14 protein-coding genes and 1 pseudogene are annotated in these 13,991 nt (G+C 31.6%); 8 read left to right on the forward strand and 7 right to left on the reverse strand.

Features of this window, described 5'->3' with window-relative positions:
• Position 1 precedes the first annotated feature (1 nt).
• Both AAH949_RS07530 and AAH949_RS07535 read left to right on the forward strand, forming a co-directional pair.
• The gene (locus AAH949_RS07530) at positions 2-409 is read left to right on the forward strand and encodes a hypothetical protein (protein ID WP_348518388.1); all 408 of its coding nucleotides are present in this window, start codon (positions 2-4) and stop codon (positions 407-409) included.
• Positions 410-420: 11 nt separating this feature from the next.
• A complete protein-coding gene (locus tag AAH949_RS07535) occupies positions 421-876 on the forward strand; it encodes a hypothetical protein (RefSeq protein ID WP_348518389.1) in 456 nt (151 codons plus the stop codon).
• A 37-nt stretch (positions 877-913) separates the two neighbouring features.
• Here AAH949_RS07535 and ispG read toward each other — a convergent pair whose 3' ends face one another.
• The 5 genes from ispG to AAH949_RS07560 form a co-directional block, all read right to left on the reverse strand.
• Complete coding sequence (ispG, locus tag AAH949_RS07540; RefSeq protein ID WP_348518390.1) at positions 914-1,984, reverse strand: flavodoxin-dependent (E)-4-hydroxy-3-methylbut-2-enyl-diphosphate synthase; 1,071 nt, start codon at positions 1,982-1,984, stop codon at positions 914-916.
• Positions 1,985-2,051: 67 nt separating this feature from the next.
• Complete coding sequence (locus AAH949_RS07545) at positions 2,052-3,890, reverse strand: primosomal protein N' (RefSeq protein ID WP_348518391.1); 1,839 nt, start codon at positions 3,888-3,890, stop codon at positions 2,052-2,054.
• The gene (locus tag AAH949_RS07550) at positions 3,887-4,363 is read right to left on the reverse strand and encodes a type II secretion system protein (RefSeq protein ID WP_134237933.1); all 477 of its coding nucleotides are present in this window, start codon (positions 4,361-4,363) and stop codon (positions 3,887-3,889) included. Before AAH949_RS07550 ends, AAH949_RS07545 begins: the two co-directional genes overlap by 4 nt.
• On the reverse strand, positions 4,363-4,611 hold the full coding sequence (locus AAH949_RS07555) for a hypothetical protein (RefSeq protein ID WP_134237932.1): 249 nt from the start codon (positions 4,609-4,611) through the stop codon (positions 4,363-4,365). Before AAH949_RS07555 ends, AAH949_RS07550 begins: the two co-directional genes overlap by 1 nt.
• Entirely contained in the window at positions 4,608-4,838 is a 231-nt protein-coding gene (locus tag AAH949_RS07560) for a hypothetical protein (protein WP_134237931.1), read from the reverse strand. Before AAH949_RS07560 ends, AAH949_RS07555 begins: the two co-directional genes overlap by 4 nt.
• 161 nt (positions 4,839-4,999) lie before the next feature.
• Between AAH949_RS07560 and uvrB the strand changes: the two genes are divergently transcribed.
• Positions 5,000-6,973 (forward strand): excinuclease ABC subunit UvrB, encoded by a 1,974-nt coding sequence (gene uvrB, locus AAH949_RS07565; protein WP_348518392.1) that lies wholly within the window; start codon positions 5,000-5,002, stop codon positions 6,971-6,973.
• Positions 6,974-7,126: 153 nt separating this feature from the next.
• Entirely contained in the window at positions 7,127-8,524 is a 1,398-nt protein-coding gene (locus AAH949_RS07570; protein WP_134237929.1) for an anaerobic C4-dicarboxylate transporter, read from the forward strand.
• Between the two features lie 27 nt (positions 8,525-8,551).
• Here AAH949_RS07570 and sppA read toward each other — a convergent pair whose 3' ends face one another.
• Together sppA and AAH949_RS07580 are read right to left on the reverse strand one after the other, a co-directional pair.
• The gene (gene sppA, locus AAH949_RS07575) at positions 8,552-9,445 is read right to left on the reverse strand and encodes a signal peptide peptidase SppA (protein ID WP_134237928.1); all 894 of its coding nucleotides are present in this window, start codon (positions 9,443-9,445) and stop codon (positions 8,552-8,554) included.
• A complete protein-coding gene (locus tag AAH949_RS07580; protein ID WP_134237927.1) occupies positions 9,433-10,662 on the reverse strand; it encodes a metal-dependent hydrolase in 1,230 nt (409 codons plus the stop codon). The genes sppA and AAH949_RS07580 overlap by 13 nt, the downstream gene beginning before the upstream one ends.
• Before the next feature lie 95 nt (positions 10,663-10,757).
• On the opposite strand from AAH949_RS07580, the gene aroQ reads away from it, so the two are divergent.
• The 4 genes and pseudogenes from aroQ to flhG all read left to right on the forward strand — a co-directional run bounded on the left by aroQ (position 10,758) and on the right by flhG (position 13,989).
• Positions 10,758-11,255: a type II 3-dehydroquinate dehydratase gene (gene aroQ, locus AAH949_RS07585; RefSeq protein ID WP_134237926.1), complete on the forward strand. Its 498-nt coding sequence runs from the start codon at positions 10,758-10,760 to the stop codon at positions 11,253-11,255.
• 9 nt (positions 11,256-11,264) lie between these two features.
• The gene (gene folK, locus AAH949_RS07590) at positions 11,265-11,738 is read left to right on the forward strand and encodes a 2-amino-4-hydroxy-6-hydroxymethyldihydropteridine diphosphokinase (protein ID WP_134237925.1); all 474 of its coding nucleotides are present in this window, start codon (positions 11,265-11,267) and stop codon (positions 11,736-11,738) included.
• A gap of 11 nt (positions 11,739-11,749) precedes the next feature.
• Positions 11,750-13,130 (forward strand): annotated as a pseudogene (gene flhF, locus AAH949_RS07595) (flagellar biosynthesis protein FlhF).
• Positions 13,123-13,989, forward strand: a complete 867-nt coding sequence (gene flhG / locus AAH949_RS07600) for a flagella biosynthesis ATPase FlhG (RefSeq protein WP_134237923.1) — start codon at positions 13,123-13,125, stop codon at positions 13,987-13,989. The pseudogene flhF and the gene flhG overlap by 8 nt, the downstream one beginning before the upstream one ends.
• The last annotated feature ends 2 nt before the right edge of the window (positions 13,990-13,991 follow it).

Consider the following 13,991-nt stretch of genomic DNA (forward strand, 5'->3'; position numbering starts at 1 on the left):
TATGAGAATAATAGGTAATTCTTATAGCACTTTTTACGCACAAAATAATTCTCGTGTGGATAAAAATGCTGAAACAAAAAGTGTTCTTGATAATGCTTTAGATAAAGCGGAGAAAGAATTATCCACAGAAGAATATTTAAATACAGTTGGGTTTGTTTGGAAAAGTCAGTCTATTATAAATTTTAGAAAAAATGGAGATGTTCGCATTAAAGATTATAATGATAAATTGGCTAAATCTAGCGTTATTGAGCAAAAAAAGAGTATCAAAGATATGATTGATATTCTAAAATCTAATTCTATCCAAAAAGGATATTATATGGGACAAGCTGAAAGTGAGGCGCATTTTCAAGCTAGGAAAAATCAAGCTATTGACTATCTAAGTGGATTATTGCAAGACATAAAAGTTTAAAAGGAGTTAATATGCAAATTAGTTCAAACTACAATAATGCTTACTATCCGCAGAAAAACTTTTCTGCGGATCAAAGTGTTAAAAAAACCGAAAATGTAAAAGAAGATGATAAAATATTAACTTATGAAGATATTGAAGAACAGTCTTGGGAAGATTATGCAAATGGGAAAGTAGATCCTGATGTTCATTTTAGGTTAGTGTGTGCTTCTTTCACCGCTTCATTGGTTGAAGCTTATCAGCAAAGCGGTTCTTTAGATAATATTTTTGGAAAAATGAAAAGAGTTCAGCAAGAAAGACTTAAAGCAAATAATCCAAATGAAATTGCAGTGGAGATCAATAAGGATATTTCCGCATTAAATAATAATTTTAATGTTCCTTCTTCAAATATGACACCAGAAGAAAATCAAAGACTAAACAATAAAGCAAAAGATTTTCTTTTTGAAATTTTGCAAGACATAAAAGTTTGATTATCTTGCGTGTGGAGAGTTTTCTCTCCACATAACTTTATTTTTCAGTTCTACTCTTAACCTCATCTTCAACTTCAGCTAAAAATCTATCCACAAGTTCGTTTTCTTTAAGTTTTGCTACCACTTCGCCGTGCCTTATCACAAGCCCTTGATTTTTTCCAAAGGCGATAGCCACATCAGCACCTTTAGCCTCTCCTAAAGCATTCACCACACAACCCATAACGCTGATATTTAAAGGTTCTTTTATATGTTTAGTTTTTTCTTCTACTATTTTAATAGCACTGATTAAATCGCTTTGAATTCTTCCACAAGTAGGACAAGAGATGATATTTACACCACTTTTCTGCACTCCACTATCTTGCAAAATCGCCCTTGCGACTTTAATCTCTTCTTCAAGTTCTCCAGTCATCGAAACTCTCATCGTATCACCTATGCCTTTAAGAAGCAAATTTCCTAAAGCAATGGAGCTTTTTATCGTGCTATGAAACTTTGTCCCAGCTTCAGTAACTCCTAAATGAAAAGGATAATCACAAAGTGGTCTAAGTCTTTCATAAGCTTCTATGGTTTTTTGCGTATCAGAAGTTTTCATGGAAATTTTTATATCAAAAAAGTCCAAATCCTCCAAAAGCTTGATATTATACATCGCACTTTCAAGCATCGCATCAACACCATAGCCAAATTTATCACTAAATTGTTTTTCTATGGAACCATGATTTACACCTATGCGTATAGGGATACCTCGCTCTTTACACGCTTTTACGACTTCTTTAATATTTTCTTTTGAGCCTATATTACCAGGATTGATACGCACTCCATCGATAAATTCGGCACAAAATACAGCTAAATTGTGATTAAAATGTATATCTACAATCAAAGGCAAAGGGCTTTTTGCTTTAATTTCTCTTAAAGCCCTTGCATCTGTCATATCAAGACACGCCAAACGCACGATATTTGCCCCCGCAAAATAAAGGCGGTTAAGTTGCTCTAATGAGCCTTCAATATCCCTTGTCTTTGTAAAAAGCATAGATTGCACTGAAATAGGTGCATCACCACCTATTAAAACATCACCTACTTTAATCTGTCTTGTTTTAAATCTTTTATATTCCATTTTTTAAACTTCTTTATTTAAAAATTTAAAAGATTTTAACTCTTTTTTGCTTAATTTTCATCATGGATTACGAGAAATCAATAGGATCAATATCGCAACTCACATTTTTAAATTCCAAAGCATAATTTGCAATTTTAACAAGATGAGTATAAGTATTACTTCTTAAAAGTATATAAAATCTAAATTTATTATTAATAATCTCTATACCACAAGCCCCATAGCCAATCAATTCAACTTGCTTAATTTTACCTATTTCAAAAACTAATTTTTCACAAGTTTTAAGGGCAGTTTTTTGCTCTTTATCTTCAATCACAATTCGCATAAGTCTTTTAAAAGGTGGATATAAATTTTTTCGAATTTCAAGTTCATCTTTCAAAAATTCATCGTAATTTTGTATGTATTTTTCAAAAAAAGGCTTATTTTTAGTTTGCAAAAGCACTCTTGCTTCGCCTTTTCGCCCTGCCCTACCTGCTACTTGCATCGCTAAAGCCAAAGTTTCTTCACTGGCTCTAAAATTTGGGCGAAACAAGTACTCATCAAGCCCTAAAATCACACTTAAATCCACACTATGATAATCATGTCCTTTTGCAAGCATGGAAGTACCTACTAAAATATCGATTTTTTCATCGTTAAAATCTTTTAAAATGGCATTTAATTTCTTTTCACTTGTAATCTCATCACTATCAAATTTAGCAATTTTTGCATCTATAAAAATGCCTTCTAGCCTTTCTTTAAGCTCTGCAGTGCCCATTTTCCTAGCCTCTAAAACTTCGCCTTTGCATTTAGGGCAAGAAAAGGGTATTTCTTGGATAAAATTACAATAATGGCATTTAAGTATGTTTTTGCTTTTATGCATACTCAAAGCAATGGAACAAAAAGGGCATTTTATAGCATCACCACAATCTTTACACAAAATTTGGCGAAAATTTGCACGACTTGGCAAGAAAATAATAATTTGTTTTTTTTCTCTTAAGCTTGTTCTAAGCTCCAAAAGTAATTTTTGACTTAAAATTTCATCGCTCTCATCAAAAATATATTCTTTTTTACTTTCAAAAAAAGTACCTTTGAGTCTGAAATATTTTTGCTTATAAAAACTCGTAACTGAAGGGGTTGCAGAGCCTAAAACGACTTTGATATTTAATTTTTGTCCTAGAAAAAGTGCTAAATCCCTAGCATTAAAATAAGGCTTATTTGAAGCTTTATAGGAATTATCATGTTCTTCATCTACCACAATAAGTCCTAAATTTCTAAAGGGTAAAAAAAGCGCTGACCTAGCACCAGCTACTAGTAAAATTTCACCTTCACAAAAGTGCCTTAAGCATTCTTCTTTTTTTTTCTTTGAAATTTTAGAATGCCAAAGAAAAAATTTATCTTTAAAATACTTTTCCAAGCGTTTTTGCATTTGTGGAGTGAGTGAAATTTCGGGCATTAAAAGCAAAACTTGCTGTCCTTTTTCTAAATATTCTTTGATTAAAGAAATATAAATTTCAGTTTTTCCACTGCCCGTGTCAGCAAAAAGTAAAGAAGTAAGATTTTCCTTAGCAAAATCAAGCGCTTTATTTTGATTAAAACTTAAATTTGGACCCTCCAAATCAGTCATTTTTTTACATTCATAAGGCTTAGAGGTTTCAAAAAAGCTAAGGATAAAAGCAAATTTACAAGTATAATAATAAGAAATAAAATCAGCCAATTCTTTTTGAAACAAACTTAAAGAATTGGGCGTAATTTCCTTAATCTCTTTTGTTTTGAAATTAGGCTTTAAACACTCTCTTAATACAATGGCTTTGAGATTTTTTTTTACTCCTAAATCAACAATCACCTCTGTTAAAGGCTTGATAAATTCAGTACTTTCATAAGTTAAAATATCAAGATAAAATCCTTTAATAGCAAGCTCGTAATACCTCATAATAATTCTTTACATCTTTGTCCTATACATTTTAACTCACCAGACTCAAAATCATATATAAAATCAAAGAAAAATTTTGGAGTAATATAGTAACGATAGGCATTAAAACCTGTTTTCATCCATGCTTGCTTATTGGAATAAATAGCATTAGACAATAAAGAACCTTGACAACAATTTGCCCCATCATTGCAAACACTAATTTGACTTTGCGTGCAAAAAAATAAAGGCTCTTTTTCAAGCCCTATCTTAGCCTCATCTAAAACGGATAAATTTTGAGAATTTGATCGTAAAAAATTCTGGTTTTTGTAAAAAACCAAAGCACTTTGCAAAGTGGTAAAATCGGCTTTTAATTTTGTAATTTTCGCTTCTTGTTTGGAATTAGAAAAATAAGGAATACTGATACTAACCAAGATAGCAATAATCGCAATAACAAAAATCAGTTCAAGTATAGAAAAAGCTTTTCTAAAGCCCATTATTTAACCGGCTTATCAAAAGAAACTTCCTCATTGATGGTTTTAATAAGCTTTTTAAGATCTTTTTCTAAAATATAGCTATCATAACTTTTTTTTACAAAAGCATCAACAAGGGTTTTTAGCTCCATCCTTTGGGTTCCATTTGATATTAAAGCTATGTCATTTTCTAAATAATGTGCAAATTCTTCACTGCATTTTACAATAAAGTCTTTAGCGGATACATTGATAATGACTTGTTTTTCGCTCATTTTCCAAGAACAGCCTCAATTTTCTTAACAATATCTTCACTTTCGATGTTTTTATTCTTAAGTTCTTCTTCTAAACGCATGATTTGATTGCTTTTAGCTTCACTTTGTGCTTTAACACTAACAAGTTCATTTCTTAAATTTTCATTTGCTTCACAAACTTCGTTATACTTTGCTAAAAGTTCATTTACTCTATCTGTCATAGTGTTGATAATTTTTTCATCATACATTGGATTTAGCCTTTGTTTTAAAAATTTTTAATAAATACAAACAATTTTATAATTGTAGCAAAAAACCTTTAATTTTAAGTTTTATTTTAATATTATTTTTTTCAAAGTAATTTTTTGTATAATAAATACTTTTTAAAAATTATAAAATTAAAGTTAAAATAATGCTCGAACTCACCAGTGAATTTAAACCAAGCCCTGATCAAAAAGAGGCCATCAAAGGCATAGTTAAAAGTATAAAAAAAGGCAACAAATACCAAACTTTGCTAGGCGTTACAGGAAGTGGAAAAACTTTTACCATGGCAAATGTGATCAAAGAACTTAATATGCCAACCCTTATCATGAGTCACAACAAAAGTCTTTGCGCACAACTTTATAGTGAATTTAAAGGTTTTTTTTCTAAAAATCATGTGGAATATTTTATTTCTTATTATGATTATTATCAACCAGAAGCTTATATACCACGCACTGATGTTTTTATAGAAAAAGATAGCTCTACAAATGAAGATTTAGAAAGATTAAGACTTAGTGCAACCGCTTCGCTTTTAAGCTATGAAGATGTAGTTTGTATCGCTAGTGTTTCAGCAAATTATGGACTTGGAAATCCAAATGAATATATAGGAATGGTTTTAATTTTTGAATTAGGTATGCAAATTTCACAAAAAGAACTTTTAAAAAAACTTGTGGATATGGGCTATAAAAGAAATGATAATTTTTTCGATCGTGCAGATTTTCGCGTACAGGGCGATACTATAGATATATATCCTGCTTATTATGAAGATGAAGTGGTTAGGCTTGAATTTTTTGGCGATGAATTAGATGCCATGTATCATTATAATGTCTTAGAAAATAAAAAAGGCAAGGATTTAAAACGCTTTATTTTATATCCTACAAGCCAATTTAGCGTTGGAGAAACAAGGTTAAAACAAGCCATAAAAGATATAAAAGAAGAATTAAACGAAAGATTAGCCTATTTTGAGTATGAAAACAAACTCGTAGAATACCAACGCCTAAAACAACGCGTGGAATTTGATCTTGAAATGCTTACAAGCACAGGAATGTGCAAAGGCGTGGAAAATTATGCAAGGCATTTGACGGGTTTAAATGAGGGTGATACGCCTTATACACTTTTTGATTATTTTGCAATTAAAGATAGGAAATTTCTTGTAATTGTTGATGAAAGCCATGTTTCCCTGCCACAATTTCGCGGTATGTTTGCAGGAGATAGAAGCAGAAAGCAAACTTTGGTTGATTATGGTTTTCGTCTTCCATCAGCCCTCGATAATCGTCCTTTGATGTTTGATGAATTTATCCATAAAGATTGTCAATTTCTTTTTGTTTCAGCCACCCCTGCCCCGCTAGAACTTGAACTTAGTAAAGAAAATGTGTTTCATCAGATTATGCGGCCAACAGGCTTGCTTGATCCTTTGATAGAACTTAAAGATAGCGATAATCAAGTTGAAATTTTATTTGATGAAGCTAAAAAAGTCATAGAAAGAAACGAACGCGTTTTGGTTACCGTGCTGACTAAAAAATTAGCAGAAGAACTTACAAGATATTATTTAGAACTTGGCATTAAAGTAAAATATATGCATTCAGATATTGATGCAATCGAACGCAATGAGATTATAAGGGGCTTAAGAAGTGGCAATTTTGATATGCTAATAGGTATAAATTTACTTAGAGAAGGGCTTGATTTGCCTGAAGTTTCGTTAATTGCCATAATGGACGCAGATAAAGAAGGCTTTTTAAGAAGCACTACAAGTTTAATCCAAACCATGGGAAGGGCTGCTAGAAATGTAAATGGTAAGGTTTTACTTTTTTGCAAAAAAATCACAAAGTCCATGCAAGAAGCTATGGATACCACAAATGAACGCCGAAAACTTCAAGAAGCTTATAATAAAAAGTATAATATCACACCAACTTCAGTCAAACGCCATATTGAAGAAAGCTTGAAAAATGAAGAAGATTTAGCAGAATTCTATCGCAAAGGTAAAAAGCTAGAAAAAATGCCAGCAAGCGAAAGGGCTAAGATCATAAAAGAACTTCGCAAACAAATGCTTGAAGCTGCTAAGGCACTTGAATTTGAAAAAGCAACCGCTTTAAGAGATGAGATTAATAAGCTAAAAAATTTATAGTTTTAACTCATCGATAAAAAATTAATAATTAGTCAATATATGTCATAAATTTTAAATTTTTATTTAAATTTGCTACAAAAAGTTAATTTTTATTTCTACAAAGCTTAATTTTTTAGATAAAATTACCAGAAATCTTATTTTGAAAGGAAAACTATGGATTTTTTAACAAATCTTAGTGAAGGCACGCAATTTGCCATTCAGTTAATTATCGTGCTAATTTGTCTTTTTTATGGTGCAAAAAAAGGCGGAATCGCTCTTGGTTTATTAGGCGGAATCGGACTTTTAGTCCTTAGTTTTGGTTTTTCAGTTGAACCAGGAAAACCTTCGATTGATGTAATGCTTACCATTTTAGCCGTAGTTGTTGCAAGTGCGACTTTACAAGCAAGTGGTGGCTTAGATGTAATGTTGCAAATTGCAGAAAGAGTATTAAGAAAAAATCCTAAATTCTTAACCATACTCGCTCCTTTTGTAACTTGCTTTTTAACTATACTTTGTGGAACAGGACATGTAGTTTATACTATGATGCCAATTATTTATGATATTGCAATTAAAAATGGAATTCGTCCGGAACGCCCTATGGCTGCATCTTCTATATCATCTCAAATGGGAATTATCGCTTCACCTGTTTCAGTGGCAGTTGTGTCTTTAACTGCACTTTTGTTAAATCCCGAAATTAACAAAAATCCTTTAGCGGGTTTTGATGGTTATGTGGATTTACTTGCTATTACTATACCTTCTACTTTAATTGGGGTTTTATGTATAGGAATTTTTTCTTGGTTTAGAGGGAAAGACTTGGATAAAGATGCAGAATTTCAAGAAAAACTTAAAAATCCTGAATTTAAAAATTATGTTTATGGGGAATCAAAAACCCTACTAGGCGCAAAATTACCTATGATAGAATGGGTTGCTATGTGGATTTTCTTGGGAGCTATTGCTATTGTTGCGATCTTAGGAGCTTTTCCAGAACTTAGACCTGAATTTACTAATTCAAAAGGCGTAACTAAACCAATGAATATGGTAGCAACCATCCAAATGTTTATGCTTTTAGCTGGAGCGGCACTTATTATCTTCACGAAAGTTGATGCAAGTAAAATTGCAAAAAATGAAATTTTTAAATCTGGTATGATAGCACTTGTTGCAGTATTTGGAATTTCATGGATGGCAGATACTATGTTTGCAGTGCATACTCCTATGATGAAAGCAGCACTTGGAGATATAGTAAAAGAGCACCCTTGGACTTATGCAATTATGCTTTTACTTATTTCAAAATTTGTAAATTCTCAAGCAGCAGCTATCGCAGCTTTTGTGCCTTTAGCTCTAGGAATTGGCGTTGAACCTGGAATCATAGTGGCATTCGCAGCAGCTTGCTATGGTTATTATATTTTACCAACTTACCCAAGTGACTTAGCAACCATTCAATTTGACCGCTCAGGCACTACTCGCATTGGTAAATTTGTAATCAATCATAGTTTCATTTTACCAGGGCTTATAGGTGTTATCACTTCTTGTATTGCTGGATATTTCTTAGCTTTAGCTGCAGGCTATCTATAAAATAAAGGCACTTTAAGGTGCCTTTAATCATTTAAAAGAATTTGATGAATTTAAACGGATTAAACTCTGGGTAAATACTTCACTCAAAAAACTCACACTTTGTTCACTTAACTTTTCTAAAAATTTATCAATTTTATCTTCTTCTTTCCAGATAGGAATTTGTACACCAGAAAGCTTTTCAAGCTCATTTTTAGCGTTTTCGTAATTACTAAGTTCATCAATAAGTCCTAATCCTTTTGCCTCCAAAGACAAAAATACTTTTGCATCTGCCCATTTATCCTTTGTATTTATATCTAAATTTCTTTCTTTAGCCACAAAATTAGTAAACAACGCATAGCTTTGATTGATGAGATTTTGCAAATACTCTTTTTCTTGTTCACTCCAAGCTCTTGTAAAAGTACCTGCTTGTTTGTAAGTACCCGCTTTAATAGTTTGTTCTTTGATGCCTAATTTTTGCGTTAATTCGCTAATATCAGCTCCTTGCATAATCACACCGATGGAGCCGATAAAGCTTGCAGGATTTGCCAAAATTTTATTTGCACCCACACCAGCTAAATAACTTCCACTCGCCATAGTTCCACTTGCATAAGCAATTACAGGCTTTTTGGCTTTTAAATCCTTAATCGCCAAAGCAAGCTCCATACTCGGTGCAAAAGCCCCACCAGGAGAATCAATTACAAAAAGCACTCCTTTGATATTTTTATTATTTTTTGCCAAATTGATTTTTTCAAGTACACTAGAGCTATCAAAAATTTCACCCTTTAAATCTATGCGTTCTAAATTCGCATACGATGAAGTTCCATTACCACTTGGCATTAAAATCCAAATCACCACCAAAAGAAAAACAAAAGTTTTAAAATAGCTGTTGATAAATTTTATCCCAGCACCTATAGCCCCAAAAAAAGATTTTATAATTTGCATTCTTTTCCTTTCATAAATAATTTATTAAGCTCTTTGGCATTCAAAATAAATTGCAAAGCCAACTGCGAATCTTCACATTCGTCCAGTTCAAACACGCTAAAATCAGCACTTTTACCCACTTTAAGCTCTCCTGTATTTAAATTTAAAGCCTTAGCTGGATAAAGCGTTGCCATCTGCAAAAGCTTTTTAGCAAATTTTAAGGCAGGAATTTCTTTATGAATGAGTAAATTTGCACGCATTTCATCCAGCATTGACAAAGAAATATTAGAACTTAAACCATCAGTACCCAAATGGACATTTATAGGCTTGTTTAAAAGGGTTTTGATATTTAAACTTTTTTGACTCAAAAGATAGTTTGAAAAAGCACAATGTGTAATGGAGTGTAAATTTTGATCTAATTTTTGCCATTCTTTTAAATACACACAATGAGTAAAAAGTGTCCGAACTCCTTTAAATAAATTTATGAATTCTTCTATATTATACAAAGGAGTAGCGTTAGGTGTAAATTTTCCAAGCCATTTTTTAAATCCCCCTATGCCTTTTCTAAGCCAAGCATTTTCAGCCTTACTTTCTAAAAAATGTGTGCTTACAAGTAAATCATTTTTTTTGGCTAAATTTAAAGCAAAATTGGCAAGTTTAGGATGTGTAGAATAAGGAGAATGCACCGAAATTGCAGGGATGAAAAATTCACTTTTTACCTGCATAGCTTTTTCAAAACGCTTTAAAAATTCAACTTTTTTTTCTTCAATTTGTGCTTCATTTGTACCTAAAATTTCATTAAAAAATACCACTCTCATACCATTTTTACTTGCCTTAATACAAGCACTTAAATCACTTCCAAAGCTTGAAATTTCACCTATTGTACCCGTGCCGCTTTTTTGCATTTTTTTCAAAACAGTATCGATAAGATCGTTTTTAGCCTGTTCACTTAAAACACTGCGCGACTTTATCACACTTTTAAGCCACACAAGAAATTCACCAAAATGCAAAGTGGTTGAATTTGCACTGAATTCTAAATGCGTGTGGGTATTGATAAATGCGGGCAAAATCAAAGAATTTTCAGGAGTTTTAATCCATTTTGCTTGAGGATATTTTTGTTTTAAATTTTCAAATTCACCCAATTCTATAATTTCATCTTTAAAAACAAAAGCCCTATCTTTTAAAATACCAAATTCTTCATCACACAAAAGCATGCGTTTTGCCTTAATAATAAACATCAAATCGCCCTTAATTTAATAATGAAAATTGTAGCAAAAATTTAGATTTATGATGTTATAATTAAAACTTAAATTTTATTAATGAAGGTTTAACAATGAAAATTATGGTAATCCAAGGTCCAAATCTTAATATGTTAGGTTATAGAGAAACCAATCTTTACGGTTTTATGAAAATGGAAGATATTCATAAGCAAATGGAATTAGCAGCTTCACAAAATAAAGTAGAACTTGAATTTTTTCAAAGCAATTTTGAAGGTGAAATCATAGATAAAATTCAAGAATGTATGGGAACAGTTGATGGTATCATCATCAATGCTGGTGGTTATACTCATACTTCAGTTGCAATCCGTGATGCTATTGCTGCAGTTAATTTACCTACAATCGAAGTACATATTACTAATATTTATCGCAGAGAAGAATTCAGACAAAAAAGTCTTATCGCACCAGTTTGTGCTGGATCTATAGTTGGCTTTGGACCTTTTGGTTATCATTTGGCTTTAATGGGCGTGATTCAAGTTTGCGAACAAGTTAATAATCTTAAAGCAGCAGCCTTAGCCCAACAACAGCAAATGCAAGCTGCTACACAAGGATAACAAAACTAAATGTTAAAACTCAAAGGTGCAAAAGCTTTACATAAAATACGCTTTTATCCTTTTTTATCCCGTTCTCAATATGTAGCAAAATATTATGCTATTATAGGGCTTGGGGCAAATATTTTTGATGAAAAAAAGCGTTTTAGAAATTTTTTTAGGCTTTTAATGGACGATAAAAGAATAAAAATTTTAGCAACCTCGCCTTTGCTTATCAATGAAGCTTTTGGCTATAAATTACAAAAAGACTTTACCAATGCAGTAATGATAATAAAAACAAATTTACATGCAAGAATGCTTTTAAAAATTTTACTGCATTATGAGTTAAAATTTAAAAGAAAAAGAAGTTTTAAAAATGCTCCAAGAACTCTTGATCTTGATCTTTTGTATTTTTCGCAAAAAGTCAAACAAGATGCTTATTGTCAGGTGCCACACCCTGGAGTAAATGATAGGCTTAGTGTTATTTTACCTTTGGGCTTATTATAGAAAGGATATTTATGGGACAACTTATTCATACTTTTACAGTTGAAAGCACTGATGAGATCATTCCCAAAGTTAAACAAGAATTTGGCGATAAGGCCTTAATCATCACCAATAAACAAATTCGTGCAAAAACCTTAACTCAAAAAGGAATTTATGAGGTAATGGTCGCCATTGAAGAAGCCGATTACGAAGAGCATTTAAAATCTATTAGGAAAAACTTTACCTAAAAAAACTCAAAAGCCTGTCAAAAATTTTCCTAGTGAAGAAGAATTATCCCTAGATAAACCCAATGAAGATGTTATACTTGATTTTTCTAATAATGCCAAAAATAAAATAAGTTCTAAAACAAAAAAAATACAAGATCAAGAACTTAACAGTTTAAATGATTTCAAGGAAAGACTTTCTGAAGTAAGTTCTGAAATCAGCAAAGTAACCAATATCGATCCGAGTCAAATTCAAAGTCCAAAACAATATGATAAAAAAATTGAAAATTTTGAAAAACAAATTAACAAACTTAATGATAAAATGAATTTGCTTGTTGATATGATGTGGGACAATAAAGCCGAAATGAGAAAAAATCTCATCATTCCACCCGAATTTGCAAGTATTTACAAACAAGCTAAAAAAAGCCATATGCAAGAAGAGCATCTAGAAGCAATTATGAAGGCTACAGTGGAAAATATGCCAGCGACAATGAAAACAAACAAAGAAGCTGTGCAAAGGTATTTTTATTCTCTTTTACGCAATATGCTTCCTTGTCGCGTTGAAAGCGATATTAAAAAACAAAAAATTATGATGTTGGTAGGTCCAACAGGAGTTGGAAAAACCACAACTCTAGCCAAACTCGCTTTTCGCTATGCTTATGGTAATAAACGATACAAAACAGGAATTATCACTCTTGATACTTATAGAATCGGCGCTGTAGAACAACTTTTTCAATACGCAAAAATGATGAAACTACCAATCATTGATAGCATAGAACCAAAAGACTTAGATGAGGCTATTAAAAGCTTAAGTAATTGCGAGGTTATTTTAGTTGATACCATAGGAAATTCCCAATATGATGAATCAAAACTTGCAAAAACCAAAGAATTTTTATCCCATTCTAACTCGCAAATTGATGTAAATTTAGTTATTTCGGCTAATACCAAATATGAAGATTTATTAGAAATTTATAAAAATTTCTCTTTTTTAAATATCGACACTCTTATTGTCACAAAATTTGATGAAACAAAAGTTTTTGGTAATATTTTTTCACTCATTTATGAAACAAATATTCCAATGAGTTTTTTCTCTATAGGTCAAGAAGTGCCTGATGACATACAAGTTGCAAGCAGTGATTTTTTAGTGCATTGCGTTTTAGAAGGTTTTGCAAAAGGAAGAGATGATGAATAATCAAGCCAATAAATTACAAAATTTAATGAGTGAAAACAAAAATAAAAACACTAAAGGTACGCATTTTATTGCTATTACTAGTGGTAAAGGTGGAGTAGGAAAAAGCACTTTAAGTGCCAATTTAGGCAATGTATTAGCAAATAATGGCTATAAAGTTGCTTTATTTGATGCAGATATTGGTTTGGCGAATTTGGATGTAATTTTAAATGTGCGTATCAATAAAAATTTATTGCATGTTTTAAGAGGCGAATGCTCTTTAGAGGATATTTTAATAGAGGTGAAACAAAATTTGTGGCTCATACCAGGTGAAAGTGGAGATGAAATTTTAAAATACAATGATAAAAATATTTATGAAAGATTTTTAAATCAAGCAAGCATTTTAGATGATTTGGATTTTTTAATCATTGATACAGGTGCGGGTATTGGCGGAAATATAGGGAATTTTTTAGAAATGGCTGATGAGGTTATTGTAGTAACCGTGCCCGATCCTGCCGCAATTACCGATGCTTATGCAACCATTAAAACCACTTCAAAAACAAAACCAAATTTATTGATGGTGTTAAATATTGTCAAAAATGAAAACGAAGCTCTAAAGGTTTTTGAAAATATTAAAAAAGTAGCAGATATCAACATTAAACATGATTTAAAACTCGAATTTTTAGGATATTTAGCTGCAAGCAAAGATGTAAGTTTAAGCATTAAAAAAAGAACACTTTTTAGCGACGAAAATACCCTATCAGCAGACGAGTTAAAATCAATAGCTTCTAAGCTTTTATACAGGTTGGAACAAAAAGTGCTTGAAGATAAACCAAGTAGAAGTTTTTCGACTTTCTTTAAAAGAATTATTGAAAGATTTTAGCA

It is taken from the genome of Campylobacter sp. CCS1377 (genome assembly GCF_040008265.1).
In the GTDB taxonomy this organism is placed as follows: Bacteria; Campylobacterota; Campylobacteria; order Campylobacterales; family Campylobacteraceae; genus Campylobacter_D.

Coding starts and splice junctions, on each gene's coding strand:
- AAH949_RS07530 (WP_348518388.1), top strand. CDS start 2: ATGAGAATAATAGGTAATTCTTATAGCACTTTTTACGCACAAAATAAT.
- AAH949_RS07535 (WP_348518389.1), top strand. CDS start 421: ATGCAAATTAGTTCAAACTACAATAATGCTTACTATCCGCAGAAAAAC.
- ispG (WP_348518390.1), bottom strand. CDS start 1,984: ATGGAATATAAAAGATTTAAAACAAGACAGATTAAAGTAGGTGATGTT.
- AAH949_RS07545 (WP_348518391.1), bottom strand. CDS start 3,890: ATGAGGTATTACGAGCTTGCTATTAAAGGATTTTATCTTGATATTTTA.
- AAH949_RS07550 (WP_134237933.1), bottom strand. CDS start 4,363: ATGGGCTTTAGAAAAGCTTTTTCTATACTTGAACTGATTTTTGTTATT.
- AAH949_RS07555 (WP_134237932.1), bottom strand. CDS start 4,611: ATGAGCGAAAAACAAGTCATTATCAATGTATCCGCTAAAGACTTTATT.
- AAH949_RS07560 (WP_134237931.1), bottom strand. CDS start 4,838: ATGTATGATGAAAAAATTATCAACACTATGACAGATAGAGTAAATGAA.
- uvrB (WP_348518392.1), top strand. CDS start 5,000: ATGCTCGAACTCACCAGTGAATTTAAACCAAGCCCTGATCAAAAAGAG.
- AAH949_RS07570 (WP_134237929.1), top strand. CDS start 7,127: ATGGATTTTTTAACAAATCTTAGTGAAGGCACGCAATTTGCCATTCAG.
- sppA (WP_134237928.1), bottom strand. CDS start 9,445: ATGCAAATTATAAAATCTTTTTTTGGGGCTATAGGTGCTGGGATAAAA.
- AAH949_RS07580 (WP_134237927.1), bottom strand. CDS start 10,662: ATGTTTATTATTAAGGCAAAACGCATGCTTTTGTGTGATGAAGAATTT.
- aroQ (WP_134237926.1), top strand. CDS start 10,758: ATGAAAATTATGGTAATCCAAGGTCCAAATCTTAATATGTTAGGTTAT.
- folK (WP_134237925.1), top strand. CDS start 11,265: ATGTTAAAACTCAAAGGTGCAAAAGCTTTACATAAAATACGCTTTTAT.
- flhG (WP_134237923.1), top strand. CDS start 13,123: ATGAATAATCAAGCCAATAAATTACAAAATTTAATGAGTGAAAACAAA.